Consider the following 16,475-nt stretch of genomic DNA (forward strand, 5'->3'; position numbering starts at 1 on the left):
ACACGCACCAAAACAGGTCACACGTCTGCCGCACAGACGGCGTCACATGGGCATTATGCCGAATGTGCATAGGGCAGTGCTGAACAGCATTGGCCCAAAAATCCCCACAAGCCTAGCATTCGCAGCGTTCCGGCACAGACCGGGTCCTTATCGAGATGATTTCTATCATGTCCTCCGCTGCATCTTTCCGCACAGAAACCGACCTGCTTGGCGCCCTCGAAGTACCGGCCCATGCGTATTACGGCATCCAGACCCTGCGAGCGGTGAACAACTTCCGCCTCTCGGGCGTTCCGATTTCGCATTACCCGAAACTGGTTGTGGGCCTGGCGATGGTCAAACAGGCCGCCGCTGACGCCAACCGCGAGCTGGGTCACCTGAGCGAAGCCAAGCACGCTGCCATCAGCGAAGCCTGTGCCCGATTGATCCGCGGCGATTACCACGAAGAGTTCGTGGTCGACATGATTCAAGGTGGCGCCGGTACTTCCACCAACATGAACGCCAACGAAGTGATCGCCAACATTGCTCTGGAAGCGATGGGCCACGAGAAAGGCGAATACCAGTACCTGCATCCGAACGACGACGTGAACATGGCGCAGTCGACCAACGACGCCTACCCGACGGCGATCCGTCTGGGTCTGCTGCTGGGTCACGACGCGCTGCTGGCCAGCCTCGACAGCCTGATCCAGGCCTTCGCGGCCAAGGGCAAAGAGTTCGACCACGTCCTGAAAATGGGCCGTACCCAGCTGCAAGACGCCGTGCCGATGACCCTCGGCCAGGAATTTCGCGCGTTCGCCACCACCATGGGCGAAGACCTCGCGCGTCTGAAGACGCTGGCCCCGGAACTGCTGACCGAAGTCAACCTCGGCGGCACCGCGATCGGCACCGGCATCAACGCCGACCCGCGTTATCAGGCACTGGCTGTTCAACGTCTGGCTTTGATCAGCGGGCAACCGCTGGTACCGGCCGCCGACCTGATCGAAGCGACCTCCGACATGGGCGCCTTCGTGCTGTTCTCCGGCATGCTCAAGCGCACCGCGGTCAAGCTGTCGAAGATCTGCAACGACCTGCGCCTGCTGTCCAGCGGCCCACGCACCGGCATCAATGAAATCAACCTGCCGGCGCGTCAGCCAGGCAGCTCGATCATGCCCGGCAAGGTCAACCCGGTGATCCCGGAAGCCGTGAACCAGGTCGCGTTCCAGGTCATCGGTAACGACTTGGCGCTGACCATGGCAGCCGAAGGCGGCCAGCTGCAACTGAACGTGATGGAGCCGCTGATCGCTTTCAAGATCCTCGATTCGATCCGCCTGCTGCAACGCGCCATGGACATGCTGCGCGAGCACTGCATCGTCGGCATCACCGCCAACGAAGCGCGCTGCCGCGAACTGGTCGAGCATTCGATCGGTCTGGTCACCGCACTGAACCCGTACATCGGCTACAAAAACGCCACCCGCATCGCCCGTATCGCCCTTGAAAGCGGCCGCGGCGTGCTGGAACTGGTGCGCGAAGAAGGTCTGCTCGACGAAGCCATGCTCGCCGACATCCTGCGCCCGGAAAACATGATTGCCCCGCGTCTGGTTCCGCTCAAAGCCTGAGCCGACGCGAACTTGTAGCACCGCTCACCAGGTCGAGGGACTAGACACCTCTCACCTTTTGAGGGCTTGGGGATTTTGTCCCCGAGCCCTTTTTTTTAACTGTTTGATCCTGAAACCCGAACGTAGAGGACTGAACAATATGCACGTGAGCCCTTGTGGCGAGGGGATTTATCCCCGCTGGGCTGCGAAGCGGCCCCGATACCAACAATAAGGATGTACCAGAAACACCGCGTGCAATGGTTTACGACTGCTTCGCAGCCGAACGGGGATAAATCCCCTCGCCACAAACGCCAAGTGTTTCAAAGCTTCGTTTCGTCGCTTGCACCACTACCGTGCAGACGGGCGCGCCACTGATCGGTATAGTGCCGCCCCTCTTCGCGTGAGCGGTTGTCGGTAACGAGGCCATAACCCATGCGAAACCCGAACTAATAACAAAACCCGCGATATGGATCCGGGACGAAACCTTCGCCTCACCCGTCGTGCCGCGTGCATGCCGGTGTAACACGATGTTTCTCCGATCCAGCATTTGCACCCACAAAAAACAGCGAGGATAAATCCATGCTCGAAGTCATCAACGACTTCCTCTCAGGGAAAGTACTGATCGTGCTCATTGTCGGGCTCGGTAGCTACTTCACGATTCGCTCGCGTTTCGTTCAACTGCGTCATTTCTTCCACATGTTCGCGGTGTTCCGCGACAGCCTCAAAGGCAGCGCCGGGCAACTCAGCTCGTTCCAGGCCTTGATGCTCAGCCTCGCCGGCCGCGTCGGTGCAGGCAACATTGCCGGTGTCGGCATCGCCGTGACCCTCGGTGGTCCGGGTGCGGTGTTCTGGATGTGGGTGACCGCACTGGTCGGTATGTCCAGCAGCTTCTTCGAGTGCACCCTGGCCCAGGTCTACAAGCGCGCCGATGGCGACGGCCTGTACCGTGGTGGCCCGGCGTATTACATCCAGCACGGGCTCAAGCTCAAGGGCATGGCGATAGTCTTCTCCGTTCTGCTGCTGGTCACCTACGGCTTCGCCTTCATCGGCCTGCAGTCCTACACCGTGACCCACTCGCTGCAGAACGCCTTTGACTTCAACCCACAACACACCGGGATCGTCCTGGCGGTGCTGCTGGCCATCACCTTTATCGGCGGGATCAAGCGCATCGCTTCGGTCTCCGACCTGCTGGTACCGATCAAGACCCTGGCCTACATCGGCGTGACCCTGTACGTGATCGGCACCCAGATCGAACACGTACCGGCCATGCTGGAAACCATCTTCAAGAGCGCCTTCGGCCTCGACCCGGCCTTTGCCGGTCTGCTCGGCAGCGCCATTGTCATGGGCGTGAAGCGTGGCGTGTTCGCCAACGAAGCGGGCCTGGGCAGTGCGCCGAACGTCGCCGCTGTGGCCGCCGTCAAGCACCCGGGCGCGCAGGGCGTGGTCCAGGCTTTCAGCGTGTTCCTCGACACCTTCGTGATCTGCACCTGCACCGCGCTGCTGATCCTGCTGTCGGGCTTCTACACCCCGGGCTTCGAAGGTGACGGCATCGTCCTGACCCAGAACTCGCTGGCTGCCGTGGTCGGTGACTGGGGTCGCATGTTCGTCAGCGTCGCGCTGTCGCTGTTCGTCTTCACCTGCATCCTCTACAACTACTACCTGGGCGAGAACAGCTTGCAGTTCCTCAGCCGTAACCGCGCCCTGCTGATGCTGTTCCGCGGCCTGGTGCTGGCGCTGGTGGTGTGGGGTTCGATGCAGGACCTGACGACAGTGTTCGCCTTCGCCGACATCACCATGACCTGTCTGGCCTTCGTCAACCTGGTGGCCCTGGCCATGCTGTTCAAGGTCGGCCTGCGGGTGATGCGCGACTACGATGAGCAGCGTCGCGCCGGCGTCAAACAGCCAGTGTTCGACTCGAGCAAATTCGCCGACCTGGATCTGGATCGCAACGCCTGGCCGGTGAACCCGCCAGCAGCGGCGGGCCAGACTGAAACTGCGCCGCAAGGCGTACCTGCAGCGCAACGCTGACAGGTGAATGACGGGCGCATCCCCTGCGCCCGTCAGTTATTGTGATGCAATAACCTGTAGGAGTGAGCCTGCTCGCGATGGCGGACTTTCAACCAACATCAGTGTTGAATGACACACCGCTTTCGCGAGCAGGCTCGCTCCCACAGGACCCTCATCGTTTCGGAGAATCCTATGAGCTCGTCGACCTATCCCGCCGCTCAACACGTCATGGTGCTCTACACCGGTGGCACCATCGGCATGCAGGCCAGCGCCAACGGGCTGGCCCCGGCGTCCGGTTTCGAAGCGCGGATGCGCGACTACTTGCACAGCCAGCCTGAGCTGGTAGTGCCGCAGTGGCAGTTTCGGGAAATGTCGCCGCTGATCGACAGCGCCAACATGACCCCGGCCTACTGGCAGCAACTGCGCGAAGCGGTGGTCGATGCCGTGGACGTGCAAGGCTGCGACAGCGTGCTGATTCTGCACGGCACCGACACGCTGGCGTACAGCGCGGCGGCGATGAGTTTTCAGTTGCTCGGCCTGCATGCCCGCGTGTGTTTCACCGGCTCGATGTTGCCGGCGGGCGTGACCGACAGCGATGCCTGGGAAAACCTCGGCGGCGCGCTGGTCGCCCTCGGCCAGGGCCTGGCGCCGGGCGTGCATTTGTACTTCCACGGTGAACTGCTGGCGCCGACCCGCTGCGCGAAAGTGCGCAGCTTCGGCCGCCATCCGTTCAAACGCCTGGAGCGTCAGGGCGGTGGTGTGAAGGCGCCGTCGATCCCAGTCGCGCTGAACTACAACCAGCCGAAGCAACTGGCGAAAGTCGCGGTGTTGCCGCTGTTTCCCGGGATCAGTGCCGAGGTTCTCGACGGTCTGCTCGACAGCGGCATTCAAGGTCTGGTGCTGGAATGCTACGGCAGCGGGACCGGGCCGAGCGACAATCCAGAGTTCCTCGCCAGCCTTGGCCGCGCACGGGATAACGGCGTGGTGGTGGTTGCAGTGACGCAATGCCATGAAGGTGGGGTCGAGCTGGATGTCTACGAGGCTGGCAGCCGCTTGCGAGGTGTTGGCGTGCTGTCCGGTGGCGGCATGACGCGCGAGGCGGCGTTCGGCAAGTTGCATGGGTTGCTGGGGGCCGGGCTGGAAACGGCTGAAGTGCGTCGATTGATCGAACTGGATTTGTGTGGTGAGTTGATCTGAGCACGGCGCTGGATTGCCCCTCACCCTAACCCTCTCCCAGAGGAAGAGGGAACTGATCGTAGTGTCTTGCGCTATACACCGACCTGATAACAGTGTCGATTATGGATTCGGCGGCGGTGTCTCACGTCGGTGTATTTCTGCAATATCCCCCGTTCGGCCCCCTCTCCCTCTGGGAGAGGGCTGGGGTGAGGGCCTGCGGCATGCAACTTGCTGCGTTCCAGCCACCTCCAGGCTGGAAGATCCCATGCTCCACTCCCACCTCACCACCCTCAACGCGGTCTCGCTGATCCTCAACACGTTCAAGGCCGAAGGCCTGTCGAGTGAGGCGCTGCTGGCTGGCAGCGGCATCGTGGCGGCGGATCTGCAGCGTGCCGATACGCGCATCACCACCCATCAAGAGATGCAGGTCTGCACCAACGCGGTTGCGCTCAAGCGTGACATCGGTCTCGAATTGGGCCGGCGCATGCACGTGTCCTGTTACGGCATGCTCGGTTACGCCCTGCTGACCTGTGCCACCTTCGGTGACGCTTTGCGGCTGGCGATCCGTTATCCGGCGCTGTTGGGCACGTTGTTCGAACTGAGCCTGGAAGACGATGGCGAGCAGGTCTGGTTCGTCGCTGCTGATTACCGTGAAAGCCCGGCGATGGCGGTGTTCAACGCCGAATTCTGTCTGGTGTCCCTGAAAGTCATCTGCGACGACTTGCTCGGCCATCCGCTGCCGCTACGCGCCACGCGCTTTGAACATGCAGCGCCGGACTATCGCGCCAGCTACGCCGAACCCTTCGACTCGCCGCTGCACTTTTCGGCCAAGGACAACGCCTTCGCCTTCGACCGCCACTGGCTCGAGCAGCCGCTGCCGCTGGCCGACGCGATCACCCATCAGGCCATGGCCGAGCGCTGCCGCAAACAGAATCTGGAGTTCACCGGACGCCAAGCCTGGCTGGGGCGGATTCGTCAGTTGCTCAGCGCACAATTGAATGCCGCGCCGGGACTGGAAGGTCTGGCACAGCAGATGAAGTGCTCACCGCGCACCCTGCGCCGGCATTTGAAAGACATGGGCAGCAGCTATCAGGAACTGCTCGATGAACTGCGCTTCGAACGGGCCAAGCAGATGTTGTGTGAGGATCAGCTGCCGATCTATCGGATCGCCGAGACGCTGGGCTTCAGCGAGACCGCGAGTTTCCGCCATGCGTTTGTGCGCTGGAGTGGCGTGGCGCCGAGTCAGTTCAGACCGCATTGATGGCTGCTCCAGGCATGAGCCTGCATGAACAAGGGGCGAATTGCGGTCAGAGGTTTTGGCCATATCGATCCCCTTTTGGCCGCTCTCGACGTTCTCCGTTTCAAGTTGCGCCGCAACACTGGACGTCACCGAATCAGCCTTGCGGAGAACAACAAATGCTGACGATCTACTCAGACGATCACCACTTGCATCATGGCCGCTGCGAACTCATCGATGGCCAGCTCAAACCGTGCTTCGAGATGCCGTCGCGTGCCGACCATGTGCTGCAACGCGTGCAGAAGCAAAACCTCGGTGCGGTCGAAGCGCCGAAGGATTTCGGCCTGGAGCCGATCGCGCGCATTCACAGCCGTGACTATCTGGAATTTTTCAAAGGTGCATGGCAACGCTGGAGCGAGTTCAACACTGACGGCGACTTGCTGCCCTACACCTGGCCGGCGCGCACGCTGCGTGCGATCAAACCGACCAGCCTGCACGGCCAGCTCGGTTATTACAGCTTCGACGGCGGCGCGCCGATTACCGCCGGCACCTGGCAAGCGGCCTACAGCGCGGCGCAAGTGGCGCTTACCGCGCAGGCTGAAATCCAGCGTGGCGCACGCGCGGCCTTCGCCCTGTGCCGTCCGCCGGGACATCACGCCGCCAGCGACTTGATGGGCGGTTATTGCTACCTCAACAACGCCGCCATCGCCGCTCAGGCCTTTCTCGATCAGGGCCACAAGAAAGTCGCGATTCTTGACGTCGACTACCACCATGGCAACGGCACCCAGTCGATTTTCTACGAACGCAGCGACGTCCTGTTCACTTCGATCCACGGCCACCCGGAAGCGGAGTTTCCGTTCTTCCTCGGCTACGACGACGAGCGCGGCGAAGGCGCCGGTGAAGGTTTCAATTTCAACTATCCGCTGCCGGCCGGTTCCGGCTGGGATGTGTGGAGCGCGGCGCTGGATCAGGCCTGCGACGAGATCGATCGCTATGGCGCCGACATCATCGTTGTCTCTCTCGGGGTCGACACGTTCAAGGACGACCCGATCTCGCAGTTCAAACTCGACAGCCCGGATTACCTGGCCATGGGCAAGCGCATCGCCGCCCTCGGCAAGCCGACCCTGTTCGTCATGGAAGGTGGCTACGCGGTGGAAGAAATCGGCATCAACGCAGTGAACGTGCTGGAAGGTTTCGAACAATGAAAAAGCGACTGATCGCCTCGGCGCTGTGCGCGGCCCTGCTGAGCGCTGGCGCCCACGCCGAAGAACGCACGCTGCGCGTCTACAACTGGTTCGACTACATCACGCCCAAGGCGCTGGACGACTTCAAGGCACAGAACAGCCAGACCAAACTGATCTACGACATCTTCGACACCAACGAAGCGCTCGAGGCCAAGCTGCTCACCGGCAACTCCGGCTATGACGTGGTGGTGCCGTCCAACGTGTTCCTCGCCAAGCAGATCGAGGCCGGGGTGTTCCAGCCAATGGATCGCAGCAAGTTGCCGAACTGGAATCATCTCGATTCGAAACTGATGAAGCTGATCGAGGCCAACGACCCGGGGAACAAGTTCGCCGTGCCGTACATGTACGGCACGATCCTGATCGGCTTCAACCCGGCCAGGATCAAGGCAGCATTGGGCGATAACGCGCCCGTGGACAGTTGGGACCTGATCTTCAAAGAGGAAAACATCAGCAAGCTCAAGCAGTGCGGCGTCGCCCTGCTCGACTCGCCGTCGGAAATTCTGCCGCTGGCTCTGCAACACCTCGGCCTCGACCCCAACAGCAAGAAGCCAGCGGATTACGCCAAGGCCGAAGCGCTGCTGATGAAGATCCGCCCTTACGTGACCTACTTCCACTCCTCCAAATACATGGCCGACATTGCCAACGGCGACATCTGCGTGGCCGTCGGTTATTCCGGCAGCTTCTCGCAGGCGGCCAACCGCGCCAAGGAAGCGAAAAACGGCGTGGTGGTCGATATGCGCTTGCCCAAAGAAGGCGCGCCGATCTGGTTCGACATGCTCGCGATTCCCAAAGGCGCGAAGAACACCGAGGACGCCTACACCTTCATCAACTACCTGCTGCAACCGGCGGTGATTGCCCCGGTCAGCGATTTTGTCGGCTACCCCAATCCGAACAAGGACGCCACTGGCCTGGTCGATCCGGCGATCCGCAACAACCCGAACCTGTACCCGACCGACGCGGCAATGAGCACGCTCTACACCTTGCAACCGCTGCCGCGGGATGCCGAACGGGCGCGCACGCGGGCCTGGACCAAAATCAAATCCGGGACCTGACACCCGCCCCTTGCACGGAGACCCGCACATGCGGGTCTTTTTTTGCCTGGCAGATCTATGTACCGCACGCCCAAGCGGCGCGCCTTTTACCTTGCGCTGATCCGTCGCCCTTCCGGCGCGCCGACAGAGCAGGAATCGCCATGCCCGAAATCCCTAAAGCCAGTGCCGTCGATATCGTCACCCAACTGGTCACCGGCCCTTCGCTTCGCGAAGTCGCTACGAAAACGCTGCGCCAGTCCCTCAGAACCCTGTATCCGAACCTGGACATTGACCCGCGCCTGACCATGGTCGTGCAGCCTGCGTGGATCATCGAGGGCGAGGAAGTCGTCTCCGGTCGCCCGAAGGTCGAATCGCTGACCGATGCACTGGTGCGTCTGGGTCTGTCCGGCACGACCGTGACGTACCTTGATGGTGAAGATTATCTGACCCAGCAACCCGGTTGGCCGGCAGCCGTGAAACTGCCGGTGCGGATCGATGCCATCGGGTTGCTGCTCAATGAACTGGCACCGCTACTGTTCATTGCTTACAAGGAACAGCACGTTGATTACTGGGACGAGTTCACCTATCCCGGGCAGCCGCGCTGGCAACAGCTGTCGCAAGCGTTGCGCAACTTGTGGCAGCCGGATTCAAGCCTTGGCTGGGACGCCGATCAGATCGCCATGGCTCTGGCGGTGTACACCGAACCCGATCCGCAACAGCGGCTGGCGCCCGCCCCATATGCGGTCCGAGCATGCCTGATTGATCTTGACCGGGGAGACGGCGATCAGCGGGAGCACTGTGCCCTGCTCGACACAGCGGTCCTGATCGGCACGGTTGCACAGCGCACGCTGATCCTCACCTACGCCGTGACCCAGGGTTTTCAGCACTTCGACTCGCTGCAAGAGCTCGGCGCAGATCTGCTGCAACGTTTCGGTTCAACTACAGCGGGCGAAGACCTCAAATGGCGACTGGTCGAACCCCAGGGCAATTTCTTCGACCATCAGGCCTGCGCCCTGATCTCACTGGAGGCCGACGCTCTGGGCGAGATCAGTTTTTTCCAGGATTCGCCGCTCAACCGGGTCTATCCGCATACCGGCACGGCCGGCAAACCCGCGCAACCGCCAGCGCGCCTGGAACCACACTTCGAACGTCTGCGTCCGATGCTGCCGGACTGGCTGAACGACGCTTTGCCCATGGACCAGACCCGCTACAGCCGACACCTGCTGAACCTGACAACGGTGCATCACGAAAACCACGGCAAGTCCTTTCAGGATGAGGTCGTCAGCCTGCAGACCTTCGCCCGTAACGCCCTCAAGCAGCAGCTGCTCAAGGAACAGCCAGGCGCGAAAGACATCAAGATCGATGACATTGAAATCACCATCACCAGCCTGGTGGTCTGGGGCACGTTCGTGTTGCCGGGTCACACTCAGACGCAAACCCTGACCCTGCTGGAACTGGCCTTGCAAAACCTCGCAGGACTGCCACTGGGCAACAAGACCGTGCGCTACAAGAGCGGCGGCGCCTTGCCCGACTGGATGACGGTGGCCTGCCTGGAAAAGCTGGTCAGCACTGTCGACATTGGCAAGACCTACCCGGCGCACTTGAAGGCGCTGCTGATCGACGACGCAGAACAAGCATCGGCGCTGCAAACGCTGTACACCAGCCAGCTGCGCATCGAGCTGCCGCTGCTGGCGTTGCAACACAAGATTCAGCACAAGGCCGGCATTGATGAAACGGGTTATCGATACGTAGTGGCAGCACTGGCCACGACGGATGCGGAACGCCATGTCGACGGCGAGGAAATCGTCATTCGGCCGTTGGCGTTCATTGCTCGTCGCAGCAGCTCGACCGCTGACCGCGTCGCCAACATGTACGTCATCGGTCCGCGCGAAGCGAACAAAGGGCCATGCGTGCTCTATCGCCCGTTGTTCGACATGGCACTGCTGCAATATCCGGGGCACGCCAATCTGCTCTATGCGATCCAGCACTCGCGGCATTTGCGCGACTCGGTATTGGCCTGGCTGCCGGACGACGTACGCTTCAATTACAGCCAGTTCGTCTTTACCGCGAGGCTGCCGTCGGTGTGGACGATCCCGCAATTACTGGTCAATCCCACCACCGCGCTCGATATGTCCGGCCCCGTCGAGCTGGGCACTGAGGTGATAGCCCGCGATGTACCGGCGACGTTGCATGAAAACAACGTACAGGCCCTCATTACGCAGGCCGACCGGCAATCGGTCTCCGATGCCGAGGCTCGCTGGGCAACGCTCAAACAGGGTGGCTGGTTGATGCTCAACGCCGCCCTGCCATTCCTGGGCCGCAGCGTCGGCGCGGCAGCGTGGATCTGGCAGATCATGGACGACTTGCAGGAAGTCACTGACGTGGCCAATGAATCGTCCGGCAAGATCGCCTGGACCGCGATTGCCGACATCCTTCTCGCGTTGGGCATGGTCCTGGCGCACCGTGCGGCGGTCAGCGCCGCACCGGAATTGAAATCCATCGCTGCGATAGAGGAACCAACGACCACGGTGAATCCCGTCGGCAAGGTTGTCAAAGCGTTGCGCCTGCCAGACCTGGCCAGCGGCGAGTTGCCCAGCGCCCACACCACGTCCATCGACATCGTCACCGCACTGAAACGTTCCCCGGCAGCGCTTGCCGCGCTTCTCGACGCGTTCAAGGTCGACAAACCCAAAGGCCTGGGCGCAGCCGCCCGCGAAGGTGCGCATCGAGGCCTGTATGAACTTCAGAAAAAATGGTTCGCACAGGTTGGCGAGCGGTGGTTCGAAGTCACGCGCAATGAGCAGGGTCAGGTACAGATCATCGATTCAGGCCGGCAACCACAACGTACCGGCCCGACACTGGCGCGTACCGCCGGCGGTGAATGGGTCATAGATCTGCGTCTGCGCCTGCGTGCTGGTGGTCTGGAGAGCGTTCGCCGGGTAGCGCGAGGAAGCCGGGAGAAAGATGCGAAAGCTTTATACGACAAAAACATCGTGTTCGAAAAAATCCTGCCGACCAGGCAAACCCGTCTCGAAGCGGATCGCACCGCTCTGCGCGATGCGTCCTCACAGGATCAGGTAGAGGCTCGCAGGCGTTATATCGACACCCTGGAAGCGCAACACAAGGAATACGCAGCCAACATCCAGTTGATCAAGGAGCTCAATCTCAAGGAGCCCATTCCCAACTATCGCACCGTGATGAGCGAGCGCCTGCAGATGCAGCTGCTCATTGGGCATGAATGGCTTGAGCAGCATTCAACGGATTTTCAGCGGCGCGTCCTGGCGATGCAGACCATGGCCGGCGTCGACACCGGATCAGGATCAGATGCATCTGTTCGGCCTTACCTGGAAATGTCTGATATCACCGAAGGCATCATCGAAAAAATGGAGGCGGCACAGAGCTGCTTCAATGACATGACCCTGTTGGGAAAAGAAGCCGTCGAGGCAATGCGCGACTATAAGGACGCCTGGCCGGATTACTCGGTGACCGAGCTCAAGCAATTGCAGATCAGTCTGGGTCAGGAAGTCTGCATCAAGCCCGGCGACACCCAGCTCCACACGGACGCCTATCATGCACTGGCCAACGTGATCGCCGATGCCGCGCTCAATATCCAGAGTTCGCTTGACCTGAGCGCTGATGAAAGCCTGAGCAATCTGCGAGATCGCATCGACGCCCTGAGTAACGTCAGCGAACAGTTCTCCGCCGTCGACCGGCGCTTCGATGATCTGCTCATCGAGTACCCTGAACACATTTACCTGGACCGACTCAAGCGAGTGCAGACGCGCGTGCTCGCGTTCAAGGCCAGCGCTGACAGCAAACTGGCCGAGCTGCTGCGCTACCGGCATCTGCTGGTGCCGCAGGCCGGCTCGTCGCGACCCTCGGCGTCATCCTCGAATCGACGGATCATTCAGACCCGATCAAGGGGGACGCTGGTTGGCGAACGAAAAAAGAGTCTCGACGGACATGACACCGATCTGATCGAAGTACGCTCCAGCCTGACAGGCGTCATCGCTACGTTCGAAGAGCAAACCCCCGGTCTCTGGGTGGAGCAACGCACGGCGCCAGCGACACCGCCGACAGTCGCGGTCAGCCTGAGTAACGCCGTAACCGAAGGTCAGGCGCTGATTGACGGTCTGGCCGCATTTCACCGGCGCATCGAGGCGCGCCTCAAACGTGGCTCGCGGATTCCCGTGGAGGTCGAAGAGGAATATCACAACCAGGCCGCGCTGCTGCGCAAAGCCAATGCCGCGATCGATGAGGCGCTGACCGCCAGCAACCTCACCGCCAGCCTGCGTGAACCCTCTGAAACGCTCAACCACGCGCTCGACAAAGCGGCAAAGACGCTGGAGGAAAAAGGCACCAGCACGCGTATCCGGCTGGTCAAGCAGCAACCGCCGACGGCGGCCGGGGTCCAGTGGCTCAAGGACAAGGGGGAAGTGAAGATCTCCAAAATCCTGACCCGACGTCGTCTGCGCCGCCATGAGCATGACTTTCTCGACGAATATGAGGTTCGTGATGCTCACACCGCCAAGGTCCTTTGCTACGCGCACTTCCACTACAGCAGCGTCGGCGCCGCCCTTGGAGCCTTCGTGCGCGGACACATGAAAACAGTCGCTCAACAACGAATGGGTGGCGCTTACGCGCCGGGTCTTCTGGATAATCAGGCGCTGATCCAGATCCATCGCAGCGAGATTTCCAGTCGCTCGGCCGAGGCACTGTTCTTCACTCCCGCCACGCCTGTCGCAACCGCGTCAGCGCCGTTCTGATCGCAGGCTCCGGCACGGCGGCAAAACCCAGCACCAGTCCCGCGCGCTGATCCATGGCCGTGGACGAATCCGGTAGCCAGTAACTGCTCAAGCCGTTGATCTCGACATCGACATCAGCGGCTTGCGCGATCAGTTGTTGCTCGCGCTCGACGCTGTCGACCGGCACGGTCAGGTGCAACCCGGCAGACACGGCAGGCAGCCGGCCGACACCGGCGATCACAGTCGGCCAGCCTTCGAGCAGGCAATTGCGCCGACTCAGTGCCGCCCGACGCATGCGGCGGATATGCCGCTGAAAATGCCCGGCGGCCATGAATTCGGCCATCACCGCTTGCGTGCTGACTTCCGAATGCCGCACATCGACGGCGCGGCGTTGCGCGAACGCATCGACCAATGCTGGCGGCAACACCAGGTAGCCAAGACGCAGCGCCGGAAAGGCGACTTTGCCAAATGTGCCGACATAGAGCACGCGGCCCTGGCGATCCAGTGCTGCCAGTGGCGCGAGCGGTGCGCCGGTGTAGCGGTATTCGCCGTCATAGTCATCTTCGACGATCCAACCGCAGACACGTTCGGCCCAGGCGAGTAATTCAAGACGCCGGGCGAGGCTCATGACCACACCGGTCGGGTACTGATGCGAGGGTGTGACGTAGGCCACACGGCAGTCAGTGAGTCCAGCCATTGCGCTGCAATCAATGCCGTCGCTGTCCACCGCCACCCCATGCAATTTCGCCCCCGCTACAGCGAAGGCATGTCCGGCGGCGCGATAGCCCGGATTCTCGATCACCACGCCGTCCCCAGGCTCGACCAGCAGCTGTGCACAAAGGCTGATGCCCTGCTGCGCGCCACTGGTGATCACAATTTGCTCAGCCGTGCACTGCATGCCGCGCGAACTGCGCAAATACGCAGCAATCATGCCGCGCAGCCGCGCGTCCCCGGCCGGGTCGCCGTAACACAACTGCTGTAGATCCGGTTTACGCCAGAAAGCCGCGTTGAGCTTGGCCCAGACCTCGAACGGAAACAGATCGAAGGCCGGCACACCCACCCGAAAAGCCCGCGGCGGACCGCTCGGTGGTCGCGGCAAATGATGCTTTTCAATGCGGGAAAATCCGTCACTGTGGATAACTTTGCTGGATGGATTCACAGGTAAATCCAGCCAGTTTGTGGATAAGGCTGTGGGTAAGCCTGTTGACAAGCCTGTGGATGAATTTGTGGATAGTTTTTTCTCAGGCGTGGATGCGTGAGCCAATTGCGCCACGTAAGTACCGTCGCCCACGCGCCCTTCGATAAAGCCCTCGGCATACAACTGATCGTAAGCGCGCACCACGCTGTTGCGGGAAATGCCCAGCGCCGAGGCCAGATCTCGGCTGGCCGGCAATCGCGTGCCACTGGCCAGACGCCCATCCAGCACCCGCAGGCGCAAAGACTGATAGAGCTGGCGACTCAGACCTTGGCGGCGATCAAGCTCGATACCGGCCGGATTGAAAGGCATCGACAAGGGTGGCAAATCAGGCATGGCGAATGGACCTATGAAATGGCTCAGCAATGGCTCTTACAACGGACCAATAGCCTGCCTAGGATGCAGGCATTCGCCAAGGAAAATCTGTCCATGTACACGCCACGCGCCTTTGCCATCGAAGACTTGTCCCAATTGCACGAACTGATCCTCGCCACGCGCCTGGCCATTCTGGTCAGCCACGGCGAAAGCGGCCTGCAAGCCAGCCACGTGCCGGTGCTGCTGCATCGCGAGCAGGGTGAATACGGCACGCTCTACGGCCATCTGGCCAAAGCCAATCCGCAGTGGAAAGACCTGCGTGACGGCGCCGAGGCCATGCTGATCTTTGCCGGCCCGGACGCCTACGTCAGCCCGGGCTTCTATCCGAGCAAGGCCGAGCACGGCAAGGTCGTGCCGACCTGGAACTACATCGCCGTGCACGCCTACGGTCAGGCCGAGACCTTCAGTGATGGCGGCCGCTTGCTCGACATCGTCAGCACCCTCACTGACCGTCACGAAGCGGGCCGCGCCCAGCCATGGTCGGTGGACGATGCGCCAGCCGAATACATCGACGCCATGCTCAAGGCCATCGTCGGTTTTGCCATTCCCATCGACCGCCTCGAGGGCAAACGCAAGCTCAGCCAGAACCGCAGCGCCGAAGATATTGCCGGGGTGCGCGAAGGTCTCGCCGCCAGCCCCGACGCCAATGATCAAACCCTCGCCCGCTTGATGCGCTAAGGAAATCCGCATGACTCAGATCGATATTCGCCCGGTCAGCGCCAACGACCACGCCGCTTGGCTGCCGCTGTGGCAGGCGTACCTGCGCTTCTACAACACGGAACTGCCGGACGCTGTCACCCAAAGCACCTGGCAGCGTTTTCTCGACCCGAACGAACCGACCCACGCCGCCCTCGCCTGGGCCGATGGCAAAGCATTGGGCATGGTGCATTACATCTATCACCGCTCGAACTGGAGCATCGAAAACTCCTGTTATCTGCAGGATCTACTGGTGGTGCCCGAGTCCCGTGGCACCGGTGTCGGTCGGCTGTTGATTGAGCATGTCTACGCTACCGCCAAAGCCGATGGTTGCTGCAAAGTCCACTGGCTGACCCATGAAACCAACGCCACCGCGATCCAGCTCTACGAGCGCATCGCTGAACGCCCGGGCTTCATCCAATTTCGCAAGGCACTGTAAGGAGACGCGCACATGACCGCTTCACTCGCTGACTGGAAAGGCGTCCCCGCCCCTTCCACCACCCTCCTCGAAGGCCGTTTCATCCGCCTGGAAAAACTCGACCCGGCGCGCCATGCCGAGCAGCTTTACGCCGCCCTCCAAGGGCCGGGTGCCGATCCGAAGCTCTGGGATTACTTGCCTTACGGTCCGTTTCGCGAGCGCAGCGCGTTCAACGACTGGCTGAACAATCATGCGGCCAACAGCGACCCATATTTCTTCAGCGTCATCGACCGCGCGACTGGTCAGGTGCAAGGCATCCTCAGCCTGATGTCGATCGTCCCGGCGCAGGGCCGCATCGAAATCGGCCACGTCACTTTCGGTGCGCCAATGCAACGCTCGCCGAAAAGCACCGAGGCGGTGTACCTGCTGGCCAAGTATTCGTTCGAGCTGGGTTACCGGCGCCTGGAGTGGAAGTGCAACAACGGCAACGCCCGCTCCAAATACGCGGCCGAGCGTCTGGGCTTCAGTTTCGAAGGCGTGTTTCGCCAGCACATGGTGGTCAAGGGGCAGAACCGCGACACCGCGTGGTATTCGATTCTGGATGCGGAATGGCCGGCGATCGGTGCTGGGTTCGAGCGCTGGCTGAGCGATGAAAACCAGACGCCTGATGGCCAGGTGAAAGGCTTGGCCGAGTGCCGTAGCTGATCATCACAAAGCCCCTGTGGGAGCGAGCCTGCTCGCGAAGGCGCTGTGCCAGTCACTGAAATATTGACTGACTGA

At 61.3% G+C, this 16,475-nt stretch carries 11 protein-coding genes; 10 read left to right on the forward strand and 1 reads right to left on the reverse strand.

Features of this window, described 5'->3' with window-relative positions:
• Positions 1-167: 167 nt before the first annotated feature.
• From aspA to HU724_RS00605, 7 genes are all read left to right on the forward strand, one after another.
• Positions 168-1,592 (forward strand): aspartate ammonia-lyase, encoded by a 1,425-nt coding sequence (gene aspA, locus HU724_RS00575; RefSeq protein WP_016772472.1) that lies wholly within the window; start codon positions 168-170, stop codon positions 1,590-1,592.
• Between the two features lie 558 nt (positions 1,593-2,150).
• Positions 2,151-3,599 carry an alanine/glycine:cation symporter family protein gene (locus HU724_RS00580; protein ID WP_016772471.1) on the forward strand — a complete coding sequence of 483 codons (1,449 nt, stop codon included), beginning with the start codon at positions 2,151-2,153 and terminating at the stop codon, positions 3,597-3,599.
• Between the two features lie 171 nt (positions 3,600-3,770).
• The gene (locus HU724_RS00585) at positions 3,771-4,775 is read left to right on the forward strand and encodes an asparaginase (protein WP_073470874.1); all 1,005 of its coding nucleotides are present in this window, start codon (positions 3,771-3,773) and stop codon (positions 4,773-4,775) included.
• A gap of 244 nt (positions 4,776-5,019) precedes the next feature.
• Positions 5,020-6,015 (forward strand): AraC family transcriptional regulator, encoded by a 996-nt coding sequence (locus tag HU724_RS00590; protein WP_110599772.1) that lies wholly within the window; start codon positions 5,020-5,022, stop codon positions 6,013-6,015.
• Positions 6,016-6,170: 155 nt separating this feature from the next.
• Complete coding sequence (locus HU724_RS00595) at positions 6,171-7,196, forward strand: histone deacetylase family protein (RefSeq protein ID WP_186568777.1); 1,026 nt, start codon at positions 6,171-6,173, stop codon at positions 7,194-7,196.
• The gene (locus tag HU724_RS00600; RefSeq protein ID WP_186568776.1) at positions 7,193-8,287 is read left to right on the forward strand and encodes a polyamine ABC transporter substrate-binding protein; all 1,095 of its coding nucleotides are present in this window, start codon (positions 7,193-7,195) and stop codon (positions 8,285-8,287) included. The genes HU724_RS00595 and HU724_RS00600 overlap by 4 nt, the downstream gene beginning before the upstream one ends.
• Positions 8,288-8,427: 140 nt before the next feature.
• On the forward strand, positions 8,428-13,032 hold the full coding sequence (locus tag HU724_RS00605; RefSeq protein ID WP_186568775.1) for a dermonecrotic toxin domain-containing protein: 4,605 nt from the start codon (positions 8,428-8,430) through the stop codon (positions 13,030-13,032).
• Here HU724_RS00605 and pdxR read toward each other — a convergent pair.
• The gene (gene pdxR / locus HU724_RS00610; protein WP_186568774.1) at positions 12,989-14,542 is read right to left on the reverse strand and encodes a MocR-like pyridoxine biosynthesis transcription factor PdxR; all 1,554 of its coding nucleotides are present in this window, start codon (positions 14,540-14,542) and stop codon (positions 12,989-12,991) included. The two genes, HU724_RS00605 and pdxR, sit on opposite strands and share 44 nt — an antisense overlap.
• Before the next feature lie 93 nt (positions 14,543-14,635).
• Between pdxR and HU724_RS00615 the strand changes: the two genes are divergently transcribed.
• The 3 genes from HU724_RS00615 to HU724_RS00625 are packed head-to-tail and all read left to right on the forward strand — an operon-like array spanning position 14,636 to position 16,400.
• On the forward strand, positions 14,636-15,259 hold the full coding sequence (locus tag HU724_RS00615) for an FMN-binding negative transcriptional regulator (protein ID WP_186568773.1): 624 nt from the start codon (positions 14,636-14,638) through the stop codon (positions 15,257-15,259).
• A gap of 10 nt (positions 15,260-15,269) precedes the next feature.
• Complete coding sequence (locus HU724_RS00620; protein ID WP_137214449.1) at positions 15,270-15,716, forward strand: GNAT family N-acetyltransferase; 447 nt, start codon at positions 15,270-15,272, stop codon at positions 15,714-15,716.
• Positions 15,717-15,728: 12 nt separating this feature from the next.
• On the forward strand, positions 15,729-16,400 hold the full coding sequence (locus tag HU724_RS00625; RefSeq protein WP_186568772.1) for a GNAT family N-acetyltransferase: 672 nt from the start codon (positions 15,729-15,731) through the stop codon (positions 16,398-16,400).
• Positions 16,401-16,475 lie beyond the last annotated feature (75 nt).

The organism is Pseudomonas iranensis (assembly GCF_014268585.2).
GTDB classification, from domain to species: Bacteria; Pseudomonadota; Gammaproteobacteria; order Pseudomonadales; family Pseudomonadaceae; genus Aquipseudomonas; species Aquipseudomonas iranensis.

Coding starts and splice junctions, on each gene's coding strand:
- HU724_RS00600 (WP_186568776.1), top strand. CDS start 7,193: ATGAAAAAGCGACTGATCGCCTCGGCGCTGTGCGCGGCCCTGCTGAGC.
- pdxR (WP_186568774.1), bottom strand. CDS start 14,542: ATGCCTGATTTGCCACCCTTGTCGATGCCTTTCAATCCGGCCGGTATC.
- HU724_RS00595 (WP_186568777.1), top strand. CDS start 6,171: ATGCTGACGATCTACTCAGACGATCACCACTTGCATCATGGCCGCTGC.
- aspA (WP_016772472.1), top strand. CDS start 168: ATGTCCTCCGCTGCATCTTTCCGCACAGAAACCGACCTGCTTGGCGCC.
- HU724_RS00590 (WP_110599772.1), top strand. CDS start 5,020: ATGCTCCACTCCCACCTCACCACCCTCAACGCGGTCTCGCTGATCCTC.
- HU724_RS00625 (WP_186568772.1), top strand. CDS start 15,729: ATGACCGCTTCACTCGCTGACTGGAAAGGCGTCCCCGCCCCTTCCACC.
- HU724_RS00620 (WP_137214449.1), top strand. CDS start 15,270: ATGACTCAGATCGATATTCGCCCGGTCAGCGCCAACGACCACGCCGCT.
- HU724_RS00615 (WP_186568773.1), top strand. CDS start 14,636: ATGTACACGCCACGCGCCTTTGCCATCGAAGACTTGTCCCAATTGCAC.
- HU724_RS00580 (WP_016772471.1), top strand. CDS start 2,151: ATGCTCGAAGTCATCAACGACTTCCTCTCAGGGAAAGTACTGATCGTG.
- HU724_RS00605 (WP_186568775.1), top strand. CDS start 8,428: ATGCCCGAAATCCCTAAAGCCAGTGCCGTCGATATCGTCACCCAACTG.
- HU724_RS00585 (WP_073470874.1), top strand. CDS start 3,771: ATGAGCTCGTCGACCTATCCCGCCGCTCAACACGTCATGGTGCTCTAC.